At 71.3% G+C, this 25,596-nt stretch carries 18 protein-coding genes; 9 read left to right on the top strand and 9 right to left on the bottom strand.

The window, feature by feature from the left end; genetic code table 11:
- Positions 1–27: 27 nt before the first annotated feature.
- Positions 28–780, bottom strand: a complete 753-nt coding sequence (locus ACWEJ6_RS07440; RefSeq protein ID WP_452422123.1) for a lytic polysaccharide monooxygenase — start codon at positions 778–780, stop codon at positions 28–30.
- A gap of 339 nt (positions 781–1,119) precedes the next feature.
- Here ACWEJ6_RS07440 and ACWEJ6_RS07435 point away from each other — a divergent pair, with 339 nt between their 5' ends.
- From ACWEJ6_RS07435 to ACWEJ6_RS07425, 3 genes are all read left to right on the top strand, one after another.
- Positions 1,120–2,124 (top strand): TerC/Alx family metal homeostasis membrane protein, encoded by a 1,005-nt coding sequence (locus ACWEJ6_RS07435; RefSeq protein WP_452422121.1) that lies wholly within the window; start codon positions 1,120–1,122, stop codon positions 2,122–2,124.
- A 101-nt stretch (positions 2,125–2,225) separates the two neighbouring features.
- On the top strand, positions 2,226–2,942 hold the full coding sequence (locus tag ACWEJ6_RS07430) for a GNAT family N-acetyltransferase (protein WP_452422119.1): 717 nt from the start codon (positions 2,226–2,228) through the stop codon (positions 2,940–2,942).
- Complete coding sequence (locus ACWEJ6_RS07425; protein ID WP_452422117.1) at positions 2,939–3,910, top strand: lysophospholipid acyltransferase family protein; 972 nt, start codon at positions 2,939–2,941, stop codon at positions 3,908–3,910. The genes ACWEJ6_RS07430 and ACWEJ6_RS07425 overlap by 4 nt, the downstream gene beginning before the upstream one ends.
- Here ACWEJ6_RS07425 and ACWEJ6_RS07420 read toward each other — a convergent pair.
- From ACWEJ6_RS07420 to ACWEJ6_RS07410, 3 genes are read right to left on the bottom strand one after another with little or no spacing between them, the layout of a single operon-like run.
- Positions 3,871–4,755 (bottom strand): carbohydrate ABC transporter permease, encoded by an 885-nt coding sequence (locus tag ACWEJ6_RS07420; RefSeq protein WP_452422115.1) that lies wholly within the window; start codon positions 4,753–4,755, stop codon positions 3,871–3,873. The two genes, ACWEJ6_RS07425 and ACWEJ6_RS07420, sit on opposite strands and share 40 nt — an antisense overlap.
- 1 nt (position 4,756) lies before the next feature.
- Positions 4,757–5,680 (bottom strand): carbohydrate ABC transporter permease, encoded by a 924-nt coding sequence (locus tag ACWEJ6_RS07415; RefSeq protein WP_452422113.1) that lies wholly within the window; start codon positions 5,678–5,680, stop codon positions 4,757–4,759.
- The gene (locus ACWEJ6_RS07410) at positions 5,677–7,029 is read right to left on the bottom strand and encodes an extracellular solute-binding protein (RefSeq protein ID WP_352328308.1); all 1,353 of its coding nucleotides are present in this window, start codon (positions 7,027–7,029) and stop codon (positions 5,677–5,679) included. Before ACWEJ6_RS07410 ends, ACWEJ6_RS07415 begins: the two co-directional genes overlap by 4 nt.
- Positions 7,030–7,382: 353 nt before the next feature.
- Between ACWEJ6_RS07410 and ACWEJ6_RS07405 the strand changes: the two genes are divergently transcribed.
- Both ACWEJ6_RS07405 and ACWEJ6_RS07400 read left to right on the top strand, forming a co-directional pair.
- Positions 7,383–9,794, top strand: coding sequence for a glycoside hydrolase family 3 N-terminal domain-containing protein (locus ACWEJ6_RS07405; RefSeq protein ID WP_452422111.1), 2,412 nt, complete (start codon positions 7,383–7,385; stop codon positions 9,792–9,794).
- Positions 9,781–10,806, top strand: a complete 1,026-nt coding sequence (locus tag ACWEJ6_RS07400) for a LacI family DNA-binding transcriptional regulator (RefSeq protein WP_364336868.1) — start codon at positions 9,781–9,783, stop codon at positions 10,804–10,806. Before ACWEJ6_RS07405 ends, ACWEJ6_RS07400 begins: the two co-directional genes overlap by 14 nt.
- Here the strand turns inward: ACWEJ6_RS07400 and ACWEJ6_RS07395 are convergent.
- The 5 genes from ACWEJ6_RS07395 to ACWEJ6_RS07375 all read right to left on the bottom strand — a co-directional run bounded on the left by ACWEJ6_RS07395 (position 10,793) and on the right by ACWEJ6_RS07375 (position 20,895).
- Entirely contained in the window at positions 10,793–12,349 is a 1,557-nt protein-coding gene (locus ACWEJ6_RS07395) for an outer membrane protein assembly factor BamB family protein (protein WP_452422108.1), read from the bottom strand. The two genes, ACWEJ6_RS07400 and ACWEJ6_RS07395, sit on opposite strands and share 14 nt — an antisense overlap.
- A complete protein-coding gene (locus ACWEJ6_RS07390) occupies positions 12,346–13,935 on the bottom strand; it encodes a carboxylesterase/lipase family protein (protein ID WP_452422106.1) in 1,590 nt (529 codons plus the stop codon). Before ACWEJ6_RS07390 ends, ACWEJ6_RS07395 begins: the two co-directional genes overlap by 4 nt.
- Positions 13,936–14,062: 127 nt before the next feature.
- On the bottom strand, positions 14,063–15,397 hold the full coding sequence (locus ACWEJ6_RS07385) for a xylan 1,4-beta-xylosidase (protein ID WP_452422104.1): 1,335 nt from the start codon (positions 15,395–15,397) through the stop codon (positions 14,063–14,065).
- A gap of 205 nt (positions 15,398–15,602) precedes the next feature.
- Positions 15,603–17,159, bottom strand: coding sequence for a carbohydrate binding domain-containing protein (locus ACWEJ6_RS07380; protein WP_452422102.1), 1,557 nt, complete (start codon positions 17,157–17,159; stop codon positions 15,603–15,605).
- Between the two features lie 166 nt (positions 17,160–17,325).
- On the bottom strand, positions 17,326–20,895 hold the full coding sequence (locus tag ACWEJ6_RS07375) for a galactose-binding domain-containing protein (RefSeq protein WP_452422100.1): 3,570 nt from the start codon (positions 20,893–20,895) through the stop codon (positions 17,326–17,328).
- Between the two features lie 235 nt (positions 20,896–21,130).
- Between ACWEJ6_RS07375 and ACWEJ6_RS07370 the strand changes: the two genes are divergently transcribed.
- From ACWEJ6_RS07370 to ACWEJ6_RS07355, 4 genes are all read left to right on the top strand, one after another.
- Complete coding sequence (locus tag ACWEJ6_RS07370; protein WP_352325891.1) at positions 21,131–22,123, top strand: LacI family DNA-binding transcriptional regulator; 993 nt, start codon at positions 21,131–21,133, stop codon at positions 22,121–22,123.
- Positions 22,124–22,264: 141 nt separating this feature from the next.
- Entirely contained in the window at positions 22,265–23,638 is a 1,374-nt protein-coding gene (locus ACWEJ6_RS07365) for an ABC transporter substrate-binding protein (protein WP_452422098.1), read from the top strand.
- 71 nt (positions 23,639–23,709) lie between these two features.
- A complete protein-coding gene (locus ACWEJ6_RS07360; RefSeq protein WP_352325894.1) occupies positions 23,710–24,630 on the top strand; it encodes a carbohydrate ABC transporter permease in 921 nt (306 codons plus the stop codon).
- Between the two features lie 2 nt (positions 24,631–24,632).
- The gene (locus ACWEJ6_RS07355; protein ID WP_387673065.1) at positions 24,633–25,592 is read left to right on the top strand and encodes a carbohydrate ABC transporter permease; all 960 of its coding nucleotides are present in this window, start codon (positions 24,633–24,635) and stop codon (positions 25,590–25,592) included.
- The last annotated feature ends 4 nt before the right edge of the window (positions 25,593–25,596 follow it).

The raw sequence follows: 25,596 nt of genomic DNA, 5'->3' as shown, positions 1-25,596 counted from the left end.
CCGCCCCCGTGCACCGGAGCTAGACGATCACACCCGCTGCCACAGGGCGGGCACGTTCGGCGGCTCCCAGCCGGGCAGCGCCGTGTGCGGCTGGAGGCAGCGGTAGGTGACGTTGTTGTAGACCACCTGGTCACCCGACTTGTACGCGGTGCCCGCCGTCCAGTTGCCGGTCGGGCCCTGGGTCGGGGTCACCGTGGGGGTCACCGTGGGGGTCGGGGTGGGCGTGGGGGTCGGCGTCGGGGTGGCGGTGGGGGTCGGCGTCGGGCCGCCGGGGCCCACCTGGAGGTCGACGCAGTTGTAGAAGGCGTTCTCCGTGTCGGCGATGTTCCAGATGGCCAGCAGCTTGATGCGCCCGGTCCGGCCGCCCAGGCTGACCGTGTGCGTCACCGTCGCGCCCGGTTCCCTGCCGTGGTCGTTGAACGAGGCGATCCGGGTGCTGCCGACGTAGTAGTCCCACGTGCTGGTCGCGTGCCGGGCCTCGATGAGCCACTTGAAGTTGACCGTGTCGCCGACGGACGCGGCGGGCCAGGCCTTGCTGTCGTCGTCCAGCGGGGCCCACCGGGCGTCGCCGCCGCTGCAGTTGCGCAGGCCCTTCGGGCCCTCGACGCTCTGCGGCTCCCAGATGATCTGGCCGCAGTTCTTGACCTTGCCGGCCGCGCAGTTGGCCTGGCGGCTGGGCGGGTCGGAGATGTAACCGTGCGCCGAGGCCGGCGGGGAGAGCGCGACGACGGTGGCGACGGAGACCGCCGCCATGGCTAAGAAGGTCCATACTCTGCGCATGTCACCGTTCCTTCATGCTGGGGGATAGTCCCAAATATAAAGGAAAGTTTCCTAACGGTAAATGGCACAGTCAGCGCTTTTCCGCCCCGCAGTCAGGCTCTCGTCGCCTTCCGCCGGTAGCGAGGGCTCTGCGCCTGGTGGCGGGCGGCGCGCAGATGGGAGCGGCCAACAGGTGGTGACATGTCGTGACTTCGCCTAGGCTGAGGGTGCCGAGGGGAGTACTTCGCAAGCGCCGGCCCGGTCAGTACGGACGTCCCAGACGTCCCCGGGCGGCCGCCCGCGCGATCGGCGCACGGGCGAAGGAGACCTCGAACGATGACGCGCGTTCGAGGAGGACCCATGCCCCCGGGCACATTGCAGGCTGCCCCCGCCCTGAGCACCATCGCCACGCCCACCCTCTGGCTGGTCGCGATCGCCGGGCTCGTGCTGCTGCTGGCGCTGGATCTTCTCTTGACCAGGCGCCCGCACGAGGTCCGCATGCGCGAGGCGGCCGGCTGGTCGGTGTTCTACCTGGTGCTGCCGGTGATCTTCGGCTTCTACCTGTGGGCGGACCACGGCGGCGGCGTCGCCGTGGAGTTCTTCACCGGGTTCGTGGTGGAGAAGTCGTTGTCGGTGGACAACCTGTTCGTGTTCATGCTGCTGCTGGCCGCCTTCGCCGTCCCGCCGGCGCTGGCCCGGCAGGTCCTGCTGTACGGGATCGTCGGGGCGCTCGTCCTGCGCGGCATCTTCATCTGGCTCGGCGCCGCCGCCCTGCAGAGCGGCACGTGGGCGTTCCTGCTGTTCGGCGCGATCCTCATCGTCACCGCCGGGAAGATCCTCAAGGACGTGCTCGGCGGCCACGAGCAGCAGGTGGACATCTCGTCCATGCGCAGCGTCCGGCTGGTGCGCCGGTTTGTGCCGGTCACCGACGACTACCGCGGCTCCCGGCTGGCCGTGCGCGAGGGCGGGCGGCTGGCCCTGACGCCGCTGGCCCTGGCCGCCGTCGCCGTCCTGGGCACGGACATCGTCTTCGCCGTGGACTCCGTGCCGGCCGTGTACGGCGTGACCGAGGACCCGTTCCTGGTCTTCGCCACCAACGCCTTCGCGCTGATGGGTCTGCGGGCGCTGTACTTCGTGCTGCAGGGCGTCCTGGCCAAGCTGCGCCACCTCAACCACGGGCTGAGCGTCATCCTGGCCTTCATCGGGGTCAAGCTCATGCTGCACTGGGCGCACGGCGTGTGGGACTGGATGCCGCAGATCCCGACGCTCGCCTCGCTCGGCGTGATCGTCGCCGTCCTGACCACGGTCACCCTGACCAGCCTGTACGCCAACCGCCGCGACCGCGAGAAGGAGGCCGCGAGCTAGTTCACCGCTCCGACGCCTGGGTGCCCCCGACGCGAGAGCCGGCCGTCATGTCGGCATGACGACATGGTCGCGAGACGCTTTCAGGGAAGGACCCCGCGCCCATGACGATCTCTCTTGACACGAGCCGGTACACGGTCGGCATGGCCACGAGCCCCGCCGACCTCCAGGCGGCCCAGCGGCTGCGGTACGAGGTCTTCGCCGAGGAGATGGGGGCGCGGCTCGACAGCCCGGTCTCCGGCCTCGACGTGGACCGGTTCGACGCCTACTGCGACCACCTCCTGGTGCGGGAGGGGCGGCGGGTGGTGGGGACGTACCGGCTGCTGCCGCCGGGGCGGTCCGACCGGCTCTACTCCGACGGCGAGTTCGACCTGCGCGCCCTCGCCCCCATCCGCAACAACCTGGTCGAAGCGGGACGTACCACCGTGCACCCGGACCACCGGGACGGCGCGGTGGTCGCGCTGATGTGGGCCGGGATCGCCCGGTACATGGTGAGCGGCGGCCACCAGTGGCTGGCGGGCTGCTGCTCGGTGCCGCTCGACGACGGCGGCGCGCTGGCGGCCGGGGTGGCCGGACGGGTGCCGCTCGGCCCCGAGGAGCACCGGGTCACGCCGCACGTGCCCTGGGCGGCCGACGGCGCGCCGCGCTCCGACCGGTTCGTGCCGCCCGCGCTGCTCCGCGGCTACCTGCGGCTGGGCGCGTGGGTGTGCGGGCCGCCCGCGCACGACCGGGACTTCGGCACGGCCGACTTCTTCGTGCTGCTCTCGATGGCCCAGGTGAACACCCGCTACCTGCGTCACTTCCTGGGCGGGACGCCGTGACCGGCCCCTGGCTGCGTACGGGCCCGTGCACGCCGGACATGTGCGTGCGGGCGGCGGTCGTCGGCGCGGGGGCGGCCCGCCGGGCGCTGCGGCTGCTCGCGGCGGCCCTGGTGGTGCTGGCCGGGGTGCCGGTGGCGCTGGCGTTCCGCCACGCCCGCCCGGACGTGCGGGCGCGCGTCACCGGACGGTGGGCCCGGCTCCTGCTGCGCGCCCTGGGCATCCACCTGGACCTCGTCGCCGAGGATCCGGCGGAGGCGCCCCGGCCGCCGACCATGGCCGGGGCCGGGGCCGGGGCCGGGGTCAGGGTCGGGGGCGAGTGCGGGGCCGCGGGGTCGGGGGGAGGTGGGGAGGCCGGGGTGCTGGTCGTGGCGAATCACGTGTCGTGGCTGGACCCGCTGGTCGTCGCGGCCGCGGTGCCCGCGCGCCCGCTGGCCAAGCGGGAGATCGCCGCCTGGCCGGTCGTCCGGACGCTGGCCGCGGGCTCGGGCGCGCTGTTCATCGACAGGGAACGCCTGTCCGCGCTGCCGTCGGCGGTCGCCGCCGTGGCCGCGGCGCTGCGGGCGGGCGACACCGTCGTGGCCTTCCCCGAGGGCACCACGTGGTGCGGGCTCGGCATGGGCGACTTCCGGCCGGCGGTGTTCCAGGCGGCGATCGACGCGGGCGCCGCCGTACGGCCCGCGACGCTGCGCTACCGCGAGGACGGCCGGCCCTCGACCCGCGCCTGCTACGTGGGCGAGGACTCGCTGCTCGCCTCGGTGCTCCGGGTGACCGCGACCCGGCGGCTGGCCGTCGAGGTGCGCCTGTTGGCCCCCCTGCGCGCCACGCCGCCGGCCGGCCGCCGGCGGGCGCGGGCCGTCCTGGCCAGGGACGCCGAGGCCCTGGTGCGCGCCGCGATGGACGGCCCTCCCACGCGGGGGAGGACCGCCGCTCACTTGCCGAAGCCCGCGGTCAGCCCGCTGAGCAGCTGACGGCGGCCCACCACGTAGAGGATCAGGATGGGCAGCGTGGTCAGGACGACCGAGGCGAGCACGGCGGGCACGTTCACGCTGTACTGGCCCTGGAACGTCCACAACGCCAGCGGCAGCGTGCGCTTGTCCGGGCTCTGGGTCAGGATCAGCGGCAGCAGGAAGCCGTTCCAGATGGTCAGCGCGTTGTAGATGGTCACCGTCACCACGGCCGGACGGGTCAGCGGGAAGGTCAGCCGCCAGAGCATGCCCCAGTCGGTGGCGCCGTCCAGCCGCATCGACTCGAACAGCTCCTTGGGCACGTCCCTGATGAAGTTGGACAGCACCAGCACCGACAGCGGGATCGCGAACGCGATGGAGGGCAGGATCATGCCCAGCAGCGAGTCGTACAGGTGCAGCCGGATGATGATCAGGTAGATCGGGATGATCGTGGCCTGGAGCGGGATCGCCAGCCCCATCAGGAACAGCGAGTTCACCCCGCGCAGGAACCGCCCGCCGCCGCGCACGATCGCGTACGCCGCCATGAACGACACCCCGACGGCCGGGATCACCGCGCCGAGGGTGACGAGGAGGCTGTTCAAGAAGTACAGCGCGAAGTCCGACTCCAGCACCAGCTGGTAGGCCCCCAGCGTCGGCTCCGCCGGCGGCGCGAGCGGGTTGGAGGCGTAGTAGGAGCTCTGCTCCTTGAAGCTGGTGATGACGATCCAGTAGATCGGCACCACCACGATCGCCAGCCAGATCCACCCGGCGACCCCGGCCACCCAGTTGCGGCGGGCGGCGGCCGGGCCGCCCGCCCGCCGGGACGCCCCGGCGGCCCGCCGCGCCGGCTTGGTCAGCGTCGTCGCCATGTCAGGCCCCTTCCAGCTGGCTCGCCGAGGCGTCGCGGCCGCCCAGGCGGCGCAGCAGCAGCGCCAGCGCCAGGCCCACGAGGACGAGGATGACCGCGATCGCGCTGGCCGGGCCCATCAGGTTGGCCTGGAACCCCCGCTTGTACATGTCCAGGGCGAGCACCCGGGTGGCGTCGCCGGGCCCGCCCGCGGTCAGCACGAAGATCAGGTCGAAGAACGTCAGCGACCCGACCACCATCAGCGTCGAGGACGTGATGATCGTGTACTTGAGCTGCGGCAGCGTGATGCTGAAGAACGTGCGCACCCGGCCCGCGCCGTCGAGCTGGGCGGCCTCGTACATCGAGCGCGGGATCTGCCGCACGCCGCCCTGGTAGATCAGCGAGTGGAACGGGATGAACTGCCACGACACCACGAAGATCACCACGCTGAAGGCGAGGACGGGCTCGCCCAGCCAGTCCTGGGCCAGCAGGTCGAGGCCGAGCCCGGCGCCGAGCCCGAAGTTCGGGTCGAGCAGCGCCTTGTAGGTGATGGCGATGGCGGCCGAGCTGAGCAGCAGCGGGATGAAGTAGAACACCGACAGCACGGCCCGGTAGCGCTGCCGGCCGGCCAGGAACACCCCGAGCAGGATGCTGGCCGGCGTCTGCACCGCCCAGGACGCGGCCATCACCAGGAACGTCACCCACAGCGCGTGCGGCAGCCCGGGGTCGGCGAGCACGGCCTGCCAGCTCGACAGGCCGGCGAAGCCGATGTCGCCCAGCCCGTCCCAGGAGGTGAAGCTGAGGACGAGGACCCCGATCAGCGGGATCACGCCGAAGGCGACGAAGAGCAGCAACGCCGGGACGGCCAGCCAGGCGAGGGAGCCGCGGCCCCCTCGCCCGGCCGCCGCCGGCGCCCGCCGCCCGGCGGGGATAGGGATCACGCTCACTTGCCGATGACCGCGTTCATGTTCGTCTGGAACTGCTGCGGCGAGATGGACAGCTGGAACAGCTTGGCGATGTTGTCCAGCAGCACCTCGGCGGCGGTCGGGCTGAGCGCCTGGTCCCACGACTGGGCGAAGGTCTTGGCGTTGCTGGCGATGCCGTAGACGAACTTCAGGAACTCGGCGTCGGGGGAGGAGGCGAAGGCCGCGTCGGCGCCCTTGACGATCGGCACGGCCCCCGTGTCCGCCCACTCCTTGACCTCGGTCTGGTCGAGCACGCCGCTGGTGAAGAACTTCTTGGCGATCTCCTTCTGCTCGGGGGTGGCCTTGGCGGAGATCGACAGGTACTGGCCGGGGTTGCCGACGGTGTTGCTCGGGTCGCCCTTGCCGCCGTCCACGGGCGGGAAGTTCATGTAGCCGAGGTGGCCGCCGGGGACGAAGTCGCCGCCGTCGTTCTTCATGCCGCCGTACGTCCAGCCGCCGTGCAGCATCATCGCGGCCTTGCCGGTGTAGAGCAGCGCCTGGTCGGCGTTGGAGTCGGCGGTGATGGAGGAGAAGCCCTTGATGAAGCCGTTCGCCTTGATCAGGTCCTGCATCTTGGTCAGGGCGTCGAGGGCGGCGGGGTGGGACCAGGCGTCCTTCTGGCCCTCGAACACCGCCTGGAACACCTCGGGGCCGCCGATCCGGTCGAACAGGAACTCCAGCCACATCATGTTGGTCCAGCGCGACTGGCCGCCGAGCGAGAACGGCGCGATGCCCTTGGCGTTGATCTTGGGCACGATGTCCATGATCTCGCCCCAGGTCGTCGGCGGCTGCACGCCGACCTTCTCCAGGACCTCCTTGTTGTAGTACAGGACGATCGGCTGCACGGTCTCGCACGGCATCGCGTAGATCTTGCCGTCCACGGTGGCCGCGCCGAAGGAGGAGGGGAACAGCCGGTCCTTGACGGCGGCGTTCTCGGAGAACCAGGACGTGAGGTCCTCCACCTGGCCGGCCTGCACGTAGCTGCGCAGCGTGCCGCCGCCCCAGCCCCAGATCAGCGTGGGGGCCTGGCCGGCGCCGATGGCCGTCTTGATCTTGGTCTTGTAGGCGTCGTTCTGGAACGCCGTGCCCTCGATCTGGGTGGTGGGGTTGGCCTTGTTGAAGCGCTCGATCGCCCGGCGGCGCACGCCTTCCTGCGGCTCGACCGACAGGTACCAGTAGGTGGCCTTGGCGCCGCCGCCGCCACCGCCGGTCGGGCCGCCGCCACCGGCGCGGGTGGGGCCCGACGTGCCGCAGGCGGCGAGCGCGGCTCCCAGGGGCAGCCCCATCGAGAGGCTGAGGAAGGTGCGGCGAGAGGTTGTCCTGGTCTCCACGCTGATCTCCGTACTCGAATGCCGTGGCCTGGCCGCGGCTCGGTTGTCCTTGGGACGCGTTGGCCGGCGGTCGGATCGGCAAACCCCCCAATGCCGCTCGTCCGCTCGCCGTTGAGTGAACTAGTCGAAACATTTGCGACATGACCGCGCGGCACGTCAATCTAGATTTCGACCATTTCCCTGTCAAGACCTCTGTCGCGGAAACGGAGCTGGGCGGCGGCCGGGGCTGTGTAGTAATCTCGCGCGGGCATCTAGCTGGCTATTCTGCCCCAGTTGCGGCATTGTGCAGGTGGCAGGCCCAGCTCCGAAATGTTTCGAAACTTTGCGGCAGAACTCTTGAAGGAGTGCAGTTCATGACGGCTCTAGATCGGACCCCGGCGGATCGGGTCCTCGGTCCGTGGCTGGACCCGGCGCTTCCCGTGGCCGAGCGCGTCGAGGCCCTCCTTCAGGAGTTGACGCTGGAGGAGAAGGTCGCCCAGCTCGGCAGCCGATGGGTGGGCAACGACATGGCGCACGAGGAGGCGGCCCCCGCCCCCGACCCGGACGGCACGGGCACCCACAACGTGGCCCCCATGCAGGACGTTTTCGCCGCCTCCGGCACCGTGCCCCTGGGGGAGGCCGCCCGGCACGGGCTCGGCCACCTGACCCGCGTGTTCGGCAGCGTCCCGGTGACGGTGGCCGAGGGCGCCGCCGAGGTGGTGCGGCTGCAACGCGAGGTCGTCGGGCTGTCCAGGCTGGGCATCCCCGCCCTCGTGCACGAGGAATGCCTGACCGGTTTCACCACCTACGGCGCCACCGTCTACCCGGCGGCCATCGCCTGGGCCGCCACCTTCGACCCCGGCCTGGTCGAGCGCATGGCCGCGGCCATCGGGCGGGACATGCGCGCCGTGGGCGCCCACCAGGGCCTGTCCCCGGTGCTCGACGTGGTCCGCGACTACCGGTGGGGCCGGGTCGAGGAGACGATGGGCGAGGACCCGTACCTCGTCTCGATGCTCGGCGCGGCGTACGTGCGCGGCCTGGAGAGCGCCGGCGTGATCGCCACGCTCAAGCACTTCGCCGGGTACTCGGCCTCGCGGGCCGCCCGCAACCACGGCCCGGTCCCGATGGGCCGCCGCGAGCTGATGGACATGATCCTGCCGCCGTTCGAGGCGGCGATCACCCTGGGCGGCGCCCGTTCGGTGATGAACTCCTACTCCGACGTGGACGGCGTGCCCGCCGCCGTCGACTCCTGGCTGCTGACCGAGCTGCTGCGCGAGGAGTGGAGGTTCACCGGCACCGTCGTGTCCGACTACTGGGCGGTCCCGTTCCTGGCGACCATGCACCAGGTGGCCGCCGACCCGGCGGACGCGGGCGCGCAGGCGCTGGCCGCCGGCGTGGACGTCGAGCTGCCCGACACCCTCGGCTTCGGCGCCCACCTGGTCGAGCGGGTGCGCCGGGGCGAGCTGCCCGAGTCGCTGATCGACCGCGCCGCGCGCCGGCTGCTCACCCAGAAGGTGCAGCTCGGCCTGCTCGATCCCGGCTGGACGCCGGAGGGCTCGGTCGCCGGCGCGCCGGACGTCGAGCTGGACTCGGCCGCCAACCGCGCCCTCGCCCGCGAGCTCGCCGAACGCTCGATCGTGCTGCTCGACCCCGGGACGGCGCTGCCGCTGCGCGCGGGCCTCGGCCGGATCGCCGTCGTCGGCCCGTGCGCCGACGACCCGCGCACGTTCATGGGCTGCTACGCCTTCCCCAACCACGTGCTGCCCCGCTACCCCGGGCTCGGGCTCGGCGTCGAGGCCCCGACCGTGCTGGACGCGCTGCGCGCCGAGCTGCCCGGCGCCGAGATCGTGCACGAGCCGGGCTGCGCGGTCCAGGGCGGCGACCGGTCCGGCTTCGCCGCGGCGGCCGCCGCCGCCCGCGCGGCCGACCTGTGCGTCGCGGTCGTGGGCGACCTGGCCGGGCTGTTCGGCCAGGGCACGTCGGGCGAGGGCTGCGACGCCGAGGACCTGCGGCTGCCCGGCCTCCAGGCCGACCTGCTGGCCGAGCTGTTCGCGACGGGCACGCCGGTCGTCGTGGTGGTCGTCTCCGGCCGCCCGTACGCGCTCGGCGAGGCGCACGCCGGAGCCGCCGGGCTGGTCCAGGCGTTCATGCCGGGAGAGGAGGGCGGCGGGGCGATCGCCGGTATACTGAGCGGTCGTGTCCAGCCTGGAGGCAAGCTTCCCGTGCAGATACCCCGCCATCCTGGCGGGCAGCCGGGCACCTACCTGCAGCCCCCGCTCGGAGCCGACAGCAAGGGCATCAGCAACCTCGATCCCACCCCGCTGTTCCCCTTCGGGCACGGCCGCTCCTACACCTCCTTCGAGGTCGGCGACCTGCGGATCAGTGCCGCCGAGGTCCCGACCGACGGCGAGTTCACCGTCTCGGTCCGCGTCGCCAACACCGGCGGCCGGGCGGGCGACGAGGTCGTGCAGCTCTACCTGCACGACGTCCTCGCCCAGGTCACCAGGCCGGTGAAGCAGCTCACCGGCTTCGCCAGGGTGCACCTCGAACCGGGCGAGAGCAGGCGGGTCTCCTTCCTCGTCCACACCGACAGGACCGCCTTCACCGGGCGCGACCTGCGGCGCGTCGTGGAGCCGGGAGACGTCGAGGTGCTCGTCGGCACGTCCGCCGCCGACCTGCCGTGCCGCGGCGTGGTCCGGCTGACCGGGCCGACGCGGCCCGCCGGCGCGGGCAGGCGGCTGGTCACACCCGTGGAGATCCGAGGAGGAACAGATGCCGGCTCCTAGGCGCGCCACGCTGGCCACCGTCGCGGCCTCGGCCGGCGTGTCCGTCGCCACCGTCTCCAAGGTGCTCAACGGCCGCAGCGACGTGGCACCGGCGACCCGTTCGCTGGTGCAGTCGCTGCTCCAGCAGCACGACTACGTGCCCGCCACGCCGCGCCGCGGCGAGGCGGGCGGCCCCGCCACGGTCGAGGTGCAGTTCGACGACGACCTCAACGCCTACTCCACCGAGATCATCCACGGCGCGATCGAGGCCGGCGACGAGCTGGAGACGTCGGTCGTCGTCAGCATCAGGAAGAGCCACCAGCGCACCGGCGGCTGGGCGCGCGACCTGGTCGCCGCCGGGCGGCGGGCGCTCATCGTGGTGACCAGCGAGCTGACCGGCGCGCAGCTCGGGGCGCTGACGCGGGCCCGGCTGCCGCTGGTCGTGATCGACCCGCTCAACCTGCCGACCACCAGCGTGACCAGCGTCGGCTCGACGAACTTCGCCGGCGGCCTGACCGCCACCCAGCACCTGCTGTCGCTGGGCCACCGCCGCATCGCCTACATCGGCGGCCCGCCGACCTCGGCCTGCAACCAGGCCCGCCTGCACGGCTACCGCGCGGCGCTGGAGGCGGCCGGCGCGCCCGAGCCGCCCGGCTACGTGCGCACCGCCCACTTCCACTACCAGGACGGCCTGGTCAACGGCGCGAGCGTGCTCGACCTGCCGGAGCCCCCGACCGCGATCTTCGCCGGCTGCGACGAGATCGCGCTCGGGGTCATGGAGGCCGCCAGGTCGCGCGGCCTGCGCATCCCGGAGGACCTGAGCATCGTCGGCTTCGACGACACGCAGATCGCCCGGATGGCCTCGCCGCAGCTCACCACCGTGCGCCAGCCGCTGCGCGAGATGGGCCGGGCGGCCCTGCGCACCGCGCTGCGGCTGGCGGCCGGCGAGCGCATCGACTCCCACCACGTCGAGCTGGCGACCGAGCTGGTGGTGCGCGGCTCGACCGCCCCGGCGGCGCCTACGGAAGGCTGAAGGCCAGGAACACCGACCCGTACGGGTTCGGGTACGGCGTGAAGGAGTACCCGGACTGGACGAACAGCATGCCGTGCGACACCACGGCCCCGCCGCCGCCCGAGACGGCCCCGCCGCGCCCGGTCAGGCCGTTGACCCCCTGCACCTCCTGCATGGTGTCGTAGGCCCACACGACCTCGCCGGTGCGCGCCAAGTAGGCCCGCATCTTGCCGTCCATGCTGCCCTCCCAGACCAGGCCGGGCGTGCTGGAGACGGCCGGGGTGTGGCCGAGCCGGCAGACGTTCGGGTACTGGGCCGCGCCGCCGGTGGCGCAGCCGTCGGCCGGGTTGGGCGTCTCCCAGAGCAGGTGCCCGGTGGCCGGGTCGAGGGCGAACAGGGTGCCGGGCTGGGCCATGTACGTGGCCACGTACAGGCGCTGCCCGTCGAAGGAGGTGCCCCACTGGACGCCGGACAGGCCGCCGCCGGGCATCGGCTTCGACAGCTGCCGCTGCCAGACGATCTTCCCGGTACGGGCGTCGAGCACGTGGTACACGCCCGCCTTCTGCCCGATGCCGACCAGGGCGCGCCCGCCCGCCCTGAACAGGTTGGGCGCGGCCCCGAGGTCGAAGTCGAGCGCGGTGCCGTCGGGGAGGTTGGGGCAGTACTCGCGGTCCTCGGGGGTGGGCAGCGAGCACTCCAGCCGCCAGGTGTCCACGTCGGTCATCCGCCGGGTCCAGCGCGGGCGGCCGGTGTCGATGTCCAGCGCCAGCACCGAGTCGTAGTGGCCGGCGCTGCCGGTGTAGTTCTGGCCGGTGCCGACGTAGAGGGTGCGGGTGACCGGGTCGAGGGCGGGGGAGCTCCACACGCCGCCGCCCGAGGGGGCGTACCGGGGGACGCCGTTGGGCCAGGTGCCGTCCTGGCGGGCCTTCGGGACGGTGTTGAAGCGCCAGACCGGGCGGCCGGTGTCGGCGTCCATGGCGTCGAGGTGGCCGCGGAAGGTGCAGCAGGCGTGCTCCTTGCCGAGGATGTTCTCGCCGCTGGAGACGCCGACGTAGACGCGGTCGCCGAAGACCAGGGGCGAGCTGGTCACGATCGCCGTGACGGTGTCGTCGAGCCGGCGGGCCCAGGCCAGCCGGCCGGTGCGCTGGTCGACGGCGTAGAACCAGCCGCGCACGTCGCCGAAGTACACCTTGCCCCTGGCCACGGCCGGGCCGTCCTGCACCTGCGTGCGGCCGGTGCCGACGGTGGTCAGGTCGAACTCCCAGCGGGCGGCGCCGGTGGCGGCGTCCCTGGCGTAGAGCTTGCCTTCGGGGGAGCCGAAGTACACGGTGTCGCCCACGACGGCGGGCTGGCTGCGCGGCGTGCCGGCCTCCTTGGGATAGGCGAAGGCCCACTTCAGCGCGAGGCCGCCGACCGTGCGCGGGTTGATCGCGCGTTCGGCCGCGTTGTGCCGCCAGCCCAGCGGGCCCTGCTGCCACATGGGCCAGTCGCCGCCGGTCGCCGCCTGCGCGGGCGCGGGGCCCTGCAGCAGCGCGAGGCAGAGCGCGGTCAGCAGCCGGATCATGAGGTCGCCTCCTTGTTCCAGAACGCGCACTGGTGCTGCCTGGCGATCTCCCGCGTCACCTGGCTGTCACCGGCCGGGGCCAGGGACATGACGGCGGGGTCGGTGCGTGTGTACCGGGGCCACAGCGGGGTCCCCTCCGCGGTCGGGTCGCCGGTCCGGGCGAAGCCCGTCCACTGGGCGACGAGCTGGGCGCCGAAGGAGCGCTGGTTGGCGTCCAGGTCCTTGACGTCGGAGTACAGGAAGGGCGCCTCGCTGATGTGGAAGGCGCCGTTCGGCTTGGTCCGGTCGAGGAAGAACAGCGGCGGCGCGTCGGCGTTGTCCACCTGGAAGGCGTACACCGGGAGGTGCGCGGCCAGCCGTTCGTCGTTGAGCAGCGCCGGGCAGACCGAGTTGCTGTCGGCCACGATCGTCCGGTACGCGATGAACGCCGCCGGCGCGGGGAACCTGGCCAGCGGGTAGCGGGCGAGCACCTCGGGGGCGAGGGGGCCATACTGCTGGCGGACCAGGGTCTCGTACTCGGCCGGGGTGTTCGCGGCGGGGAGCTGGACCTCGTCGCGGCCCACGCCGTGCATGAGGGCGACCTTGTTGACCTTGCCCCTGGCGAACGCCCGGGACGGCGACATGGTCAGGATGTGGCCGTCCACGATGGGGGCGATCGTCCCGCGGTCCGGGCCGAGCCCGTCGCCGGACTGGTCGAGCAGCGCCTTGACCGGCTTGGCCCGCAGGCACGCGGCCGGGTCGGCGGCCTGCTCGCAGCCCAGCGCGGCGGCGAACCGGCCGCCCTGGGCCTGCGCCTCGGCCTGCGTGGGCAGCTCGGCCTTGCAGTCCTGCGGCTGCCAGAAGGTGTTCACGCCGCGCAGCGAGTTGTACTCGCCGCTCTGCACGATCCCCTTCTCGAACAGGCCCTTCGCGGTCGGCGACGCCGTGTGCGCGCAGACGCTCGACCCGCCGGCGCTGGCCCCGAAGATCGTCACGTTGCCGGGGTCGCCGCCGAAGCGGGCGATGTTGCGCCGCACCCAGCGCAGCGCCTCCTGCTGGTCGGACAGGGCGTAGTTGCCGGCGTTCCGGCCGAAGGCCCGGTGGGACAGGAAGCCCAGGACGCCCAGCCGGTAGCCGACGCCGACGTGCACGACGTCGCCGGCCTTCGCCAGGTAGGAGCCGTCGGAGGGGGCGCCGTACCGGAAGCCGCCGCCGTGGAACTCCACCATGACGGGCAGGTTCCGCGCCCCTTCGGGGGCGGCGACGTTGAGTTTGAGGCAGTCCTCGTCCTCGGAGGGGGAGCCGAGCAGCTCCGCCTGCGGGCAGGGGCTGCCCCGCCCGGTGCCGGAGAACACGCCGGGCCAGGGCGTGGCCCGGCGCGCGGGCGTCCAGCGCAGGTCGCCGACAGGCGGGGCGGCGTAGGGGATGCCGAGCCAGGAGCGCAGGCCCTCGCCCGCGATCCCGCACACCTGGCCCGAGTCGGTGGTGACGGTCGTGCCGGGCGCGCAGGCGGGCGCGCCGCGCGGGGCCGCCTGCGAGGGCGGCGTCGTCAGGCTGAGCGACGCGATCACGACGAGCGCGCTCAGCCCTGGTCGGAGCTTCAACATGCGCAAGTTCCCTCGATGGATTGACACGGGATCTTGCGCATCGTGTCAAGGCGAGTCAGCCGGATCAATGGCGGCCGTCATACCGGACCGCCATCTCGCCCGCGTGATCACCGCGCGCCGCCTCCGGCTAGCGGTCGCTCCACTTGATCTCGTACGGCTTGAGCGTCAGCTCCTTGCCATCGACCGTCGTGGTGACCTGCTTGTCCGTGGTGTTGACCGCGAGGAGCTGCCGGGGCTGGGCCAGCACCCGCACCCGCGGGTCGGAGGAGGTGACCGGCTCCAGCTCGGCCCCCGCCGGGAACCAGCGGGTGAAGTCGCTGACCAGCTTGCCGGTGGGCATCAGCGCGCCCGTGCGCGGCTCCCACATGCAGGCCCGGCACTCGCCGTCCTTGGCCTGCGGGTTCCAGTACAGGGCGGTGCTCGCGCCGCTCCGGGCGAACTCCATCATCGAGACGGCCTGCACGGCCAGCCGCATGGGCTCGTCCCAGACGGTGCCGTCCTCGGGCACGAAGTACCACTCCGACCACCACACCGGCAGGTCGCCGGTCTTCTCGCGCAGCCACTTGGTGATCGCGCCGAACTTGCCCAGGGCGCCGAACGCGTCGGGCAGCAGCTCGTGGGTCTCGGTGGGGGAGGCGCCGTCCACGACGACGAAGTCGGCGCCCTTCTTGTTCTTGAACCAGTACTCGAAGGCGTCGAGGGCGTGCTGGTTGACCGCTCCCCACGGGCCGCGCAGCTCGGTGTCGCCCTTGCTGTCGCTGTCGAAGCCCAGGTACGGCCCGCCGATCTTGGCGTCCGGACGGACCGCCTTCACCGCGTCGTACACCTTGTTGTACAGCTCGGTGTAGCCCTTGTAGTCCGCGGGCTTCTTGTGGTCCCGCCAGAAGCCCTTGAACTCGTTCCAGACCATGAAGTACTTGACGTCCCGGTAGCGCTCGGCCACGGTCGCCGCCAGCTTGGCGAAGTCGTCGAAGTGCTCCGGGTACGGCGCGTCCTCCAGGTGCTCCTTCCAGGCCGACTCCTCGGTCGGGCCCTCGGGGCCGCCCTTCATCCAGTCGGGGGCGCAGCACAGCGTGAGCACGCCGGTGCCGCCGGACTCTCGCATGAAGTTCGTCCGGCTGTCGAGGTCCTCCCAGAAGTACTCGCCCCGCCGCGGCTCGGGGTTGAGCGCCCCGAAGCCCATGATGTGCTGGTTCTGCAGCATCGGCGTCTCGGACAGCGCGCGGGCGACGTCCTGCTCCAGGCGCGGGGTGATGTTGTTGGCGCTGACGCCGGTGTGGGTCAGGCCCCAGCGCGGCCAGTCGGCGTCCACGGGCGGCGGCTTCAGCGCCTCGGCGGTGGCGGCGGGCGAGGACGCCGGCGGCGGCTGGGCGCCGGTGGTCTCCTGGCCGGCGGTGGCGCCGAAGGAGCAGCCGGCCGCGAGCAGCGCCATGGCGGCGAACCCGATGACGCAGGTGGCCAACCGGCCAGAACGCCGCGCCGCCGCCCTCCCGCTTACTGTTGACACCTGAATCCCCACCTGGTCCTCGGCGCTTTTTGCCTAGAGCGTTCCATGCCCCCGCAAACGCGGCAAACCAGTGGGCCGGATTCACAGCCAAGCGTTATCTCGCGGACACGGCGGCGCTTCCGGCGCCCCTGGCGCGCCGGAAGGCCGCCGCGTCCTGTCCCTAGCGGCCCTGCAGGCCCTTGACGTTGTCCCCGAACGTCCAGCCCTTCGAGCCGTCCCAGTTGATCGACCAGGTCATCAGGCCCTTGAGCTGGCCGTTGAAGGCGTTCCAGCCCTGCGAGACCAGCGAGGGGGCCATGTACCCGCCGCCGGCGCCCGGCTGCGCGGGCAGGCCCGGCACCTGCTTGTCATAGGGCACGGTGATCGTGGTGCCCTGGATGGTCAGGCCGTTGTTCAGGCAGGTGGTCTGGACGGTGAAGCCCTGCACGGTGCCGGCGGAGTAGGAGTCGCCGGAGCAGCCGTACATGCTGCCGTTGTAGTACTGCATGTTCAGCCACCACAGGCGGCCGTTGTCGGCGTACTTCTTGATGATCGGCAGGTACGCGCCCCAGATCGACCCGTACGTCACGCTGCCGCCCGTCACGTACGCCGTCTCCGGCGCCATGGTCAGGCCGAACCCGGCCGGCATCTGGGCGAGCACGCCGTCGATGATCCGGATGAGGTTCGACTGCGAGGCGGAGAGCTGGGTGATGCTGCCGCCGCCGGTCAGGCCGGTCTCGATGTCGATGTCGATGCCGTCGAAGTTGTACTTCTTCAGGATCGGCACGACGGTCGCCACGAACCGGTCGGCGACGGCGCTGGAGCCGAGGTCGATGCCGGCCGCCGCGCCGCCGATGGACATGAGGATCGTCGCGCCCGCGGCCTTGGCCTGGCACATCTCGGCCGGGGTGGCGACCTTGACGGTGGCGTCCATGCCGTCCTCCCACAGCACGGTGCCGTCGGAGCGGATGACGGGGAACGCGGCGTTGATCACGTTGTAGCCGTGCGCCTTGATGCGCGGGTCGGTGATCGGGATCCAGCCGAGCGGCGGGTGCACGCCGTTGATCGCGCCGTCCCAGTTCTCCCAGTAGCCCTGGATCACCTTGCCGGCCGGCCGCGGCTTGGTCGGGCAGGTGGTGTCGGTCGGCGTCACGGTCGGCGTGACCGTGGGCGTCACGGTCGGGGTCACGGTGGGGGTGACCGTGGGCGTCACGGTCGGGGTGACCGTCGGCGTGATCGTGGGGGAGGCGGTGCCGCCGGGGCCGTCGAAGCTGACGTCGTCGGCGTAGTAGGTGCCCTGCCCGTACCAGCCGTGCAGGAAGATGACCGCGGTGCTCTGGCTCGCGGTGGTCGTGAACGACACGGTGAGCTGCGTGTACGCCCCCGCCGACGACGTCCAGGAGGAGGAGCCGCCGGTCACGCCGAGGTAGACGTAGCTGCCGCGCACCCACGCGCTCAGCGTGTACGTCGTGCTCGGCCGCACCGACACCGACTGGGTGCACTGCGCGGTGTCGGACCCGCTGGCCGCCGCGGCCAGCGCCTTGGTGCCGGAGTGGACCGGGGTGGAGACCACCGACCCCAGCCCGCCGGTGCACGACCACGGCGACAGGGATCCGGTCTCGAAGTCCGGATTGGTGAGGAGGTTGGCCGCCTGGGCGGAGGTCTGGACGACGAGGACGCCCAGTGCCGCCAGGACGGAGGCCAGCAGCACGACGAGGAGACGGCGCGTTCGCTTCATGGTGGACAACCCTTTCGTCGCCCGAGCGCGGGCCCGCGACCAGCGGGTTCATCGGATTATGTAAAGAAACTTTAAAGTTGTCCACGGAGCTTGCATACCATTTGGGTCATATCGCGGACGTGCCGTCCGGGCCCCCGCGGACCCGGACGGCACGTCGGGGACGGGCTCAGTTCACGTTGAGGGTGAACGTGCTCGTCGTGTTGCGGATGTCCGTCGCGTTGTCGCTCAGCCGCAGATTGCCGAACGTCGCCGAGCCGACCGCCGGGCCCTGCCCCGGCTCGGGCAGCTCGTTGACCCAGATGCCGAAGCCCGACTTGGCGTCGAAGGCGTCGCCGCTGCGGTGCGCCCCCGAGATCGACACGTTCGTGAACACGGTGTCGGTGACCGGGTTCAGCGGCGTGCTCGGGCTGGAGTAGCCGGTCTGGAACATGATCCCGCTGTAGGTCGGGTCCACGATGTCCACGTCGGTGACCCGGATCGCGGTGAACTTCTTGGACGCGGAGAAGATCCACATCGCCGGGAACGTCTGCTGCCCCCAGAAGTGCCCGCCGGCGCGGACGAGCGAGATGTTCTCGAACTTCGTCTGGCCCGGCCCGAAGTCCCGCATCGGGATGCCGAAGTCCAGCGAGCTGATCGTGATGCCCGAGTAGACCAGGGTGTCGGCGATGTAGGCGTTGCGCACGACGTTGTTCTGGCCGCCGTACACCGCGACGCCAGCGGCCCGCCAGGTCAGCAGCGAGGTGATGTTCTCGAAGACGTTGCCCGACTGGTCGGCGTTGACGTTGTCGATCGCCGCGAACAGCGCGAAGCTGTCGTCGCCGGTGGCCCGGGTCTCGACGTTGGTGATCAGGTTGTTCGTGCTGCCGTTGGTGAAGTTCGCGCCGTCGGCGAAGGTGTTCCTGATGCGCGAGTTCCTGATCGTGACGTGGTCGACGTTCGTTCCCCAGAACATGCAGATCTGGTGCTCGACCCAGATGTCGTCGATCGTGATGTTCGAGACCTTCGACAGGTCGAAGATCTTGCCGGGGCCGTCGATGCGCGAGGTGTAGTTGCCGAAGTGGGCGAACCCGGCGAACGTCGAGCCGTTCGACGACGCCTCGGTGCGCCAGCCGACGTCGGTGCCGTCCTGGCCCGAGGGCGAGACGAACCTGGTGTACCAGGGGCCCGCGCCGACCACCTTGACGGCCTTGCCGTACACCTGGAACTTGCCCGTCGTCTGGTACGTGCCCGCGGGCAGGTAGACGCCGGTCAGGTTGGCGTCCTGGCGCACCTTGTCCAGGGCGTTCTGCACGTCCTGCTGGGAGAACCCGGCCGGCACGGCGTAGTGCGCGGGGTCGGGGTTGGCGGCCGGCGAGACCTGCTCCAGGCTGACGAAGTCGACGGCGTAGGTCGTGCTGTTGGCCGGGTCCTTCTGCAGCCTGATCCTGCTGCCCTTGGGGACCGTGGCGTTCAGCATGACGTTGGCCTCGTCGTAGATGTGGCGGGCCGGGCCGGCGCCGGGGGAGTTGCCGGGGCTCGCCTCCGCGCCGTACAGCCAGGCGTACTTCGAGGTCAGGTCGATGGCCTTGTGGAAGGCGCCGTTGACGTAGATGTTCAGGGTCGAGCTCGTGCCGCCGCCGCCCGGGGCGTCCGGGATGGAGAAGCGGGTGACCAGGGTGTTGGTGTCGGCCTTGGTGGTCCACTCGACGTAGGAGCCGGTCTGGTTCAGCGTCACCGCGCGGCGGCCCGACGCCTCGCCGGCCACCGTGCCGACGTCCCTGCTCGGGCCGACGACCTGCGCGCCGCCGCCGGTCACGCCGTCCTCGGCCTCGTAGGTGTCGTACGGCATGTTCGCGCCGCGGCCGACGAAGAGCTGCTGGACGCTGGTGTTGTTGGCCTGCTTGACCGGCAGCTCGTTGGCGTCGTTCGCGATGACGGTCTTCACCGTGTACCTGCCGTTGGCGGCCGTCCAGGTGCCCAGGGACACGGGGGCGGTGGTGGCGCCGGCCGCGATCGCGCCGCTGTGGGCGCCGGTCAGGGTTCTGACGACCGTGCCCGCCTCGTTCGCGACGGTCAGCGTGACGCCGTGCGCGCCGGCGGCGGAGGCCACCGTGCCCTGGTTCCTGATCGCGACCGAGAAGGCGACCGTGCTGCCGGCGGCCGGGTTGCCCGGCGTCCAGGAGACCGGCGCGGCGACCAGGTCGGAGGTGTCCACCGGCTTGACGACCAGCGGGAACGGGCCGGTGAGGGAGTTGTTGGACTCGTTCTGCTCGATGACGGTCCCGGCGTCGTCGGCCTTGGCGGTGACCGGGTAGCTGCCGGCGTCCCGGGCGCCGATGTTCGCGGTCACGGTCGCCGAGGCGCCCGCGGCCAGCGCGCCCACGTTCGCCGTGGCGACCTTGCCGGCGCCGAGGGAGAAGGCGACGTCGGTCGCGGCCGACGCCGCGTTGCCGGCGTTCCTGACCACGGCCGACAGCGTGACCGCGTCGGTCTCCACCGGCGCCTGCGGCGACCAGGACAGGGAGGTCACGGTCAGGTCGGGGTTCGGCGCGGGCACGCCCATGACCTGCAGCTCGGCCACCTGCCCCGCCGGGGCCCCGGTGTTGGCCGTGAACGAGAGCCGCACGTCGGCCACCCGCGCGCCGACCGGCACCGTCACCGTGTTGCCCGAGCCCGGGTCGAACGTGTAGGCCGCCGAGGAGACCAGGTTCGTGAACCCCGAGGCGCCCTGCTCCCTGCCGAGCACCTGGAACGTCTGGGTGCGGGTGCTCCACACGGCGGCCGGGTCCAGCCTGACCACGACCGAGGAGACGTCGGCGTTCGCGCCGAGCTGCACGGTCAGCGTGTTCGGATAGCTGCCGCCCGCGCCCTCCCAGTACGTCGTCACGCTGTTGTCGTTGGCGTTGGCGGCGACGTAGGTGTGCACGTAGGAGGAGGCGGTGATCGGCTTGCCGGCGGCGAGGTTGGAGCCGCCGCCACCGCTGCCGGTGCGGGTGACGGTGTTGCTCGCCGGGGACTGGTTGCCCGCCGCGTCCCTGGCCTTGACCTGGTAGGAGACCGTCAGCGTGCCGGGCTGGGTGTCGGTGTAGGTCAGCACGTTCCCGGCGACGCTGCCGCGCAACGCGTTGTTGGCGTAGACGTCGTAGCCGGTCACGCCCACGTTGTCGGTGGCGGCGGTCCAGGTCAGCTTGATCTGCCCGGCGACCGGCTCGGTGAAGGCCAGGCCGCCGGGCGCGGACGGGGCCTGGGTGTCGCCCGAGCCGGGGCCGCGCACCTCGAACTCCGAGACCTGGGCGGCGGGCCAGCCGGTGTTGGCGGTGACGGTCACCCGGACGTACCGGACGGTCGCCGCGGTGAAGGTGATCGTCGCCGCCGGGGCGAACGTGCGCACGGCCGAGGCCGAGAGCGTCGTGAGCGGCGAGCCTTCGGTGCCGCCCTGCACCGTCAGCGTCTGCGTCCTGGACTCCCACGTGGAGGGCAGCTTCAGGACCACCTCGTTCACGCTGACGGCCGAGCCGAGGTCCACCTGGATCCACTGGGGGAAGGCGTTGTTGGCGCTCTCCCAGTAGGTGGCCTGGTCGCCGTCGGTGGCGTTGCCGCCGCCGTAGACGTCGGTGGTGCTGCTCACCGTGACCGGTTTCCCGGCCGCCAGGTTCGGGCCCGCGGCCGCGGCCGGTGGGGCCGTCCAGCCGATCAGGGCCAGGGCGACGGCCACGGCCGCCGCGAGCGGTCGTAAGAGGGAGGGCTTGCGTCTCATGGGGGGTGTCACCTCTCGTCGGGCTGGGAGGGTTGCCCGCACCTTAAGTTGACTCCTAGAAATCCGCAATGTTTCTACTTCGTTTCGCAAATAATCGACTATGACGTGATTTCGCGGGCCCGGCGAACGAAGCAGGTCGTGACCCGTGCGGAAGCGGCGGAAAACCCGCTCATCGCCCGCAAGGATGGGCGCAAGCTGTTGCAAGTCTTTGCGGGATTGGCCGTATAGTTTGCGCATGACCCGACGACTCGGAGACGTGGCCAAGAAGGTCGGCATGAGCGAGGCGACCGTGAGCCGGGTGCTCAACGGCAAGCCCGGCGTGTCGGAGGCCACCAGGGAGGCCGTGCTCACGGCCCTCGACGTGCTCGGGTACGAGCGCCCCACCCGGCTCCGCGGCGACCGCGCCCGGCTGGTCGGCCTGGTGCTGCCCGAGCTGCAGAACCCGATCTTCCCGGCGTTCGCCGAGGTCGTCGGCGGGGCCCTGGCCCAGCAGGGCTTCACCTCCGTGCTGTGCACCCGCACGGTCGGCGGGGTGAGCGAGGCCGACTACGTCAGCCTCCTGCTCTCCCAGCAGGTCAGCGGCGTCGTCTTCGCCGGCGGCCACTACGCCCAGGCCGACGCCTCCCACGAGCACTACGAGCTGCTCTACGAGCGCAGACTGCCGACCGTCCTGGTCAACGCCGCCGTCGAGCACCTGGGGTTCCCGCAGGTGTCGGCCGACGACGTGGTGGCCGCCGAGATCGCGCTCGGCCACCTGCGCAGCCTGGGTCACGAGCGGGTGGGCCTGGTGCTCGGGCCGCGCGACCACGTGCCGTCCCGGCGCAAGCTCGCCGCCGTGGCGGGGCAGGTCGATCCCGCGCTGGTCGAGCACAGCATGTACTCGCTGGAGGGTGGCCACGCGGCGGCCGCCAGGCTGGTCGCCAGGGGCGTGACCGGCATCGTGTGCGCCAGTGACATGCTCGCGCTCGGCGCGGTGCGGGCCGTGCGCCGGGCCGGCCTGTCGGTGCCGGCGGACGTCTCGGTCGTCGGGTTCGACGACTCGGCCCTGATGAACTGCACCGACCCGCCGCTGACCACCGTGCGCCAGCCGATCGACGCCATGGGCCGGGCCGCCGTCGACCTGCTCATCGCGCAGATCGACAAGCACGTGGTGCCCGCCGACGAGCTGCTCTTCGACCCGGAGCTGGTGGTCAGGGCCTCGACGGGACGGGTTCGCGGCTCGTCCTGAGAACGACTTCCGGTGACCTAGTCGTTATCTTGCAACCCTATGTCGAAACATTGCGGACATCTGAGGGATCTGCCATTGTGAGCGCACAGCGGGGCGCCTCACCGTCCCCCGGCTTCGTCAAGCTTCGGAAGGGTCAGATCGATGAAGAGATCGGACTATCGCAGGACTGTGGGGCTGCTCGTGGCGGCAGGCCTGAGCATGAGCGCCGTGGCCTGCGGCAGTGGCGACGACACCAAGCCCGAGGCGCAGGGCAGCGCCTCCGGCGCCGCGCAGGTGAGCATCACCGTCGCCTGCCAGCCCGCGAAGTCCGCCCCCAAGGAGCGGCAGGCCTGGGACGACGACGTGGCCGCGTTCATGAAGGCCAACCCCGGCGTGACGGTCAAGAGCACCGACCAGCAGCCCTGCTTCGACCCCAAGACCTTCGGCCCGAAGCTGGCCGGCGGCCAGATGGAGACCGTGTTCGTGGTGCCGGTCACCAACTACGGCGACGTGATCGCCAAGGGGCAGGGCCTGGACATCACGCCGTACACCGGTGAGATCAAGAACTGGAACGACCTGCGCCAGGACGTCCGCGACCTGGTCACCAAGGACGGCAAGGTCTACGGCGTCCCCAACGTCCACTACAGCGTCGGCCTGGTCTACAACCGGGCGCTGTTCACCAAGGCCGGGCTCGACCCCAACAGCCCGCCCAAGACCTGGGCCGAGGTCCGCGAGGCGGCCAAGAAGATCGCCGCGCTCGGCGGCGGCGTCATCGGCTACGGCGAGTACTCCGGCGGCAACACCGGCGGCTGGCACTTCAACCAGGCCCTGTACGGCCGCGGCGGCGACATGGTCTCGGCCGACGGCAGGACCGCCGCGTTCAACTCGCCCGAGGGCAAGGCCGTGCTGCAGTTCCTCAAGGACCTGCGCTGGGTGGACAAGAGCACCGGCGCCAAGCTGTTCAACGCCTGGGAGCCCCTCATGCAGGCCATGGGCTCGGGCAAGGTCGGCATGATGCTCGGCGCCCCCGACGTCGTCACCGACGTGGTCAACAAGTTCAAGGGCGCCGCCACCGACTACGGCATCACCGGCTTCCCCGAGGCCAAGGCGTCGCTGAGCGGCGGCGAGGCGTTCTTCGTCAACCCCAAGGCCACGCCCGAGCAGGCCAAGGCGGGCCTGGCCTGGGTGAACTTCCGCTTCAACACCGTCGGCAAGGGCCGCTTCGACTTCGCCCGCGGCAAGTCGCTCGGCAACCCGGTCGGCGTGCCCGACAACGACGTCTACGGCGCCTCGCCCACCGGCAAGGCCATCCAGGACGCCCGCAAGGCCAACGCCACCCTGCCGGTGGAGAACTACCAGCCGTACGTGGACGCCTCGGCCACCATCCCGCCCAAGATGGAGCCGCCGCACGCCCAGGAGCTCTACGCCATCCTCGACGTCGCCATGTCGGCCGTGCTGAGCCGCGAGGACGCCGATGTCGACCAGCTCCTCGCGGACGCCGAGACCAAGGCGAACGCCATGCTCGGCAAGAGCTGAGCGGAACGTGAGACCGGGGTGCCGCACCCGCCGGCGCCCCGGTACGTCGAGTCGGTGATCGGAGACACCCCATGAGCATTGCGACCGCCGGAGCCGCGCGACGGCCGAGGCCGCCCTCGCCGTTGCGCCGGGCGTTGCGGAGGAACCTGACGGCCTACGGGTTCATGGTCGGGGCGCTGTTCTGCTTCGTCCTGTTCTCCTGGTATCCCATCGTCCAGGAGTTCATCCTCAGCTTCCAGAAGACCGACCTGGTCAACGAGCCGGAGTGGGTCGGGCTGGACAACTTCAGGGCCGCCTTCGCCGACCCCGCCTTCGGGCCCGCGTGGCTGAACACGCTCATGTTCACCGTCCTCGCGCTGGTGCTCGGCTACGGGTTGCCGTTCGCGGTGGCGATCCTGCTCAACGAGCTCCGCCACTGCCGGGCCTACCTGCGGTTCGTGGTGTACCTGCCGGTCATGCTGCCCCCGGCCGTCGCGGTGCTGCTCTTCCGCTGGTTCTACGACCCAGACGTCGGCCTGTTCAACCAGATCCTCGGCTTCTTCTCGCTGCCCGGACTCAACTGGATCTACTCGACCGACACCGCGCTGCTCTGCCTGGTGCTCGTCTCGACCTGGATGAACATGGGCTCGGCGACCCTGATCTACCTCGCCGCGCTGCAGAACATCCCGCCCGACCTCTACGAGGCCGCCGAGCTCGACGGCGCCGGCGTCTGGAAGCGGATCAGGCACATCACGATCCCGCAGACCCGGCTGATCCTGCTGCTCATGCTGATGTTGCAGATCGTCGCGACCATGCAGGTCTTCATCGAGCCGTACCTGCTCACCGGCGGCGGCCCCGAGAACGCCACCGCCACCGTCGTCTTCCTGATGTTCCAGCAGGCGTTCACCTACAGCGACTACGGCGCGGGCGGCGCGCTGGGGATGATGCTCATGGTCGTGCTGCTCGCCTTCGCCGCCGTGCAGCTCCGGCTGACCCGCGAGGAGAAGGGCTGACCATGTCGAACGCCACCCTGCGACGCCCCGCCGCGCCGCCCTCGCCAGGACGCCGGGCCAGGAGACGGCCGCCCAGGCGCATCGAGGTGCAGTTCCGCACGATCATCTCCCCCCACCAGCTCAACAGCCGGTGGGGACGGCGGGTCTACTGGACGGTCCTGGTCGCGACCGTCGTCACGTTCACGGTCGTGTTCCTCCTGCCGATGTACTGGATGATCACCGGCGCGCTGAAGTCGGCCGAGGAGTTCGCCCAGGTGCCGCCCACGCTCTTCCCGAAGGAGCTGAACTTCGGGAAGTTCCTGGAGTCGTGGGAGCTGTTCGACATCGGCACGCTGCTGAGGAACACCGTCCTGTACGCCGGCGGCGGCTGGCTGATCACCATGTCGGTCGACGTCGCCGCCGCGTACGCGCTGTCGAAGCTGCGCCCGGCGTTCGGCAACGTCATCCTCGGCGCCATGCTGGCCACGCTGATGATCCCGCCGATGGTCGTGCTCATCCCCACCTATCTCGCCATCCACGACGTGCCGGTCCTCGGCTGGGACCTGCTGAACAACCCGTGGGGCCTGTGGCTGCCCGCCGCGGCCAACGGCTTCAACATCTTCCTGCTCAAGAGGTTCTTCGACTCCATCCCCCGCGAGCTGCTCGAAGCCGCCCAGATCGACGGCGGCGGCCCGTTCCGCATCCTGTGGTCGGTGGTGCTGCCGGTCTCCCGCCCGATCCTCGGCGTGACGTCGATCTTCACGATCGTCACCTCGTTCAAGGACTTCATCTGGCCGCTGCTCGTCATGAGCGACAGCGAGAAGATGACGCTCAGCGTGGGCCTGGCCCAGACCGCCGGAGCCGTGTCGCAGGACCAGGTCATGGGCGGCCTGGTGATCGCCAGCATCCCGACCGTCATCGTCTTCTTCATCTTCCAGCGGCACATCATGGCGGGACTCACCGCCGGCAGCCTCAAGGGCTGAGTGC

This window comes from Nonomuraea sp. NPDC004702, assembly GCF_053601695.1.
Note: the sequence above shows the minus strand (reverse complement) of the source record. Positions and strands in the feature narration are given on the sequence as shown.

Excerpts from the sequence above, each read along its gene's own strand:
- ACWEJ6_RS07420 (WP_452422115.1), bottom strand. The coding sequence starts at position 4,755 with ATGGCGACGACGCTGACCAAGCCGGCGCGGCGGGCCGCCGGGGCGTCC.
- ACWEJ6_RS07360 (WP_352325894.1), top strand. The coding sequence starts at position 23,710 with ATGAGCATTGCGACCGCCGGAGCCGCGCGACGGCCGAGGCCGCCCTCG.
- ACWEJ6_RS07395 (WP_452422108.1), bottom strand. The coding sequence starts at position 12,349 with ATGATCCGGCTGCTGACCGCGCTCTGCCTCGCGCTGCTGCAGGGCCCC.
- ACWEJ6_RS07440 (WP_452422123.1), bottom strand. The coding sequence starts at position 780 with ATGCGCAGAGTATGGACCTTCTTAGCCATGGCGGCGGTCTCCGTCGCC.
- ACWEJ6_RS07355 (WP_387673065.1), top strand. The coding sequence starts at position 24,633 with ATGTCGAACGCCACCCTGCGACGCCCCGCCGCGCCGCCCTCGCCAGGA.
- ACWEJ6_RS07405 (WP_452422111.1), top strand. The coding sequence starts at position 7,383 with ATGACGGCTCTAGATCGGACCCCGGCGGATCGGGTCCTCGGTCCGTGG.
- ACWEJ6_RS07400 (WP_364336868.1), top strand. The coding sequence starts at position 9,781 with ATGCCGGCTCCTAGGCGCGCCACGCTGGCCACCGTCGCGGCCTCGGCC.
- ACWEJ6_RS07375 (WP_452422100.1), bottom strand. The coding sequence starts at position 20,895 with ATGAGACGCAAGCCCTCCCTCTTACGACCGCTCGCGGCGGCCGTGGCC.
- ACWEJ6_RS07430 (WP_452422119.1), top strand. The coding sequence starts at position 2,226 with ATGACGATCTCTCTTGACACGAGCCGGTACACGGTCGGCATGGCCACG.
- ACWEJ6_RS07390 (WP_452422106.1), bottom strand. The coding sequence starts at position 13,935 with ATGTTGAAGCTCCGACCAGGGCTGAGCGCGCTCGTCGTGATCGCGTCG.
- ACWEJ6_RS07380 (WP_452422102.1), bottom strand. The coding sequence starts at position 17,159 with ATGAAGCGAACGCGCCGTCTCCTCGTCGTGCTGCTGGCCTCCGTCCTG.
- ACWEJ6_RS07365 (WP_452422098.1), top strand. The coding sequence starts at position 22,265 with ATGAAGAGATCGGACTATCGCAGGACTGTGGGGCTGCTCGTGGCGGCA.
- ACWEJ6_RS07435 (WP_452422121.1), top strand. The coding sequence starts at position 1,120 with ATGCCCCCGGGCACATTGCAGGCTGCCCCCGCCCTGAGCACCATCGCC.
- ACWEJ6_RS07370 (WP_352325891.1), top strand. The coding sequence starts at position 21,131 with ATGACCCGACGACTCGGAGACGTGGCCAAGAAGGTCGGCATGAGCGAG.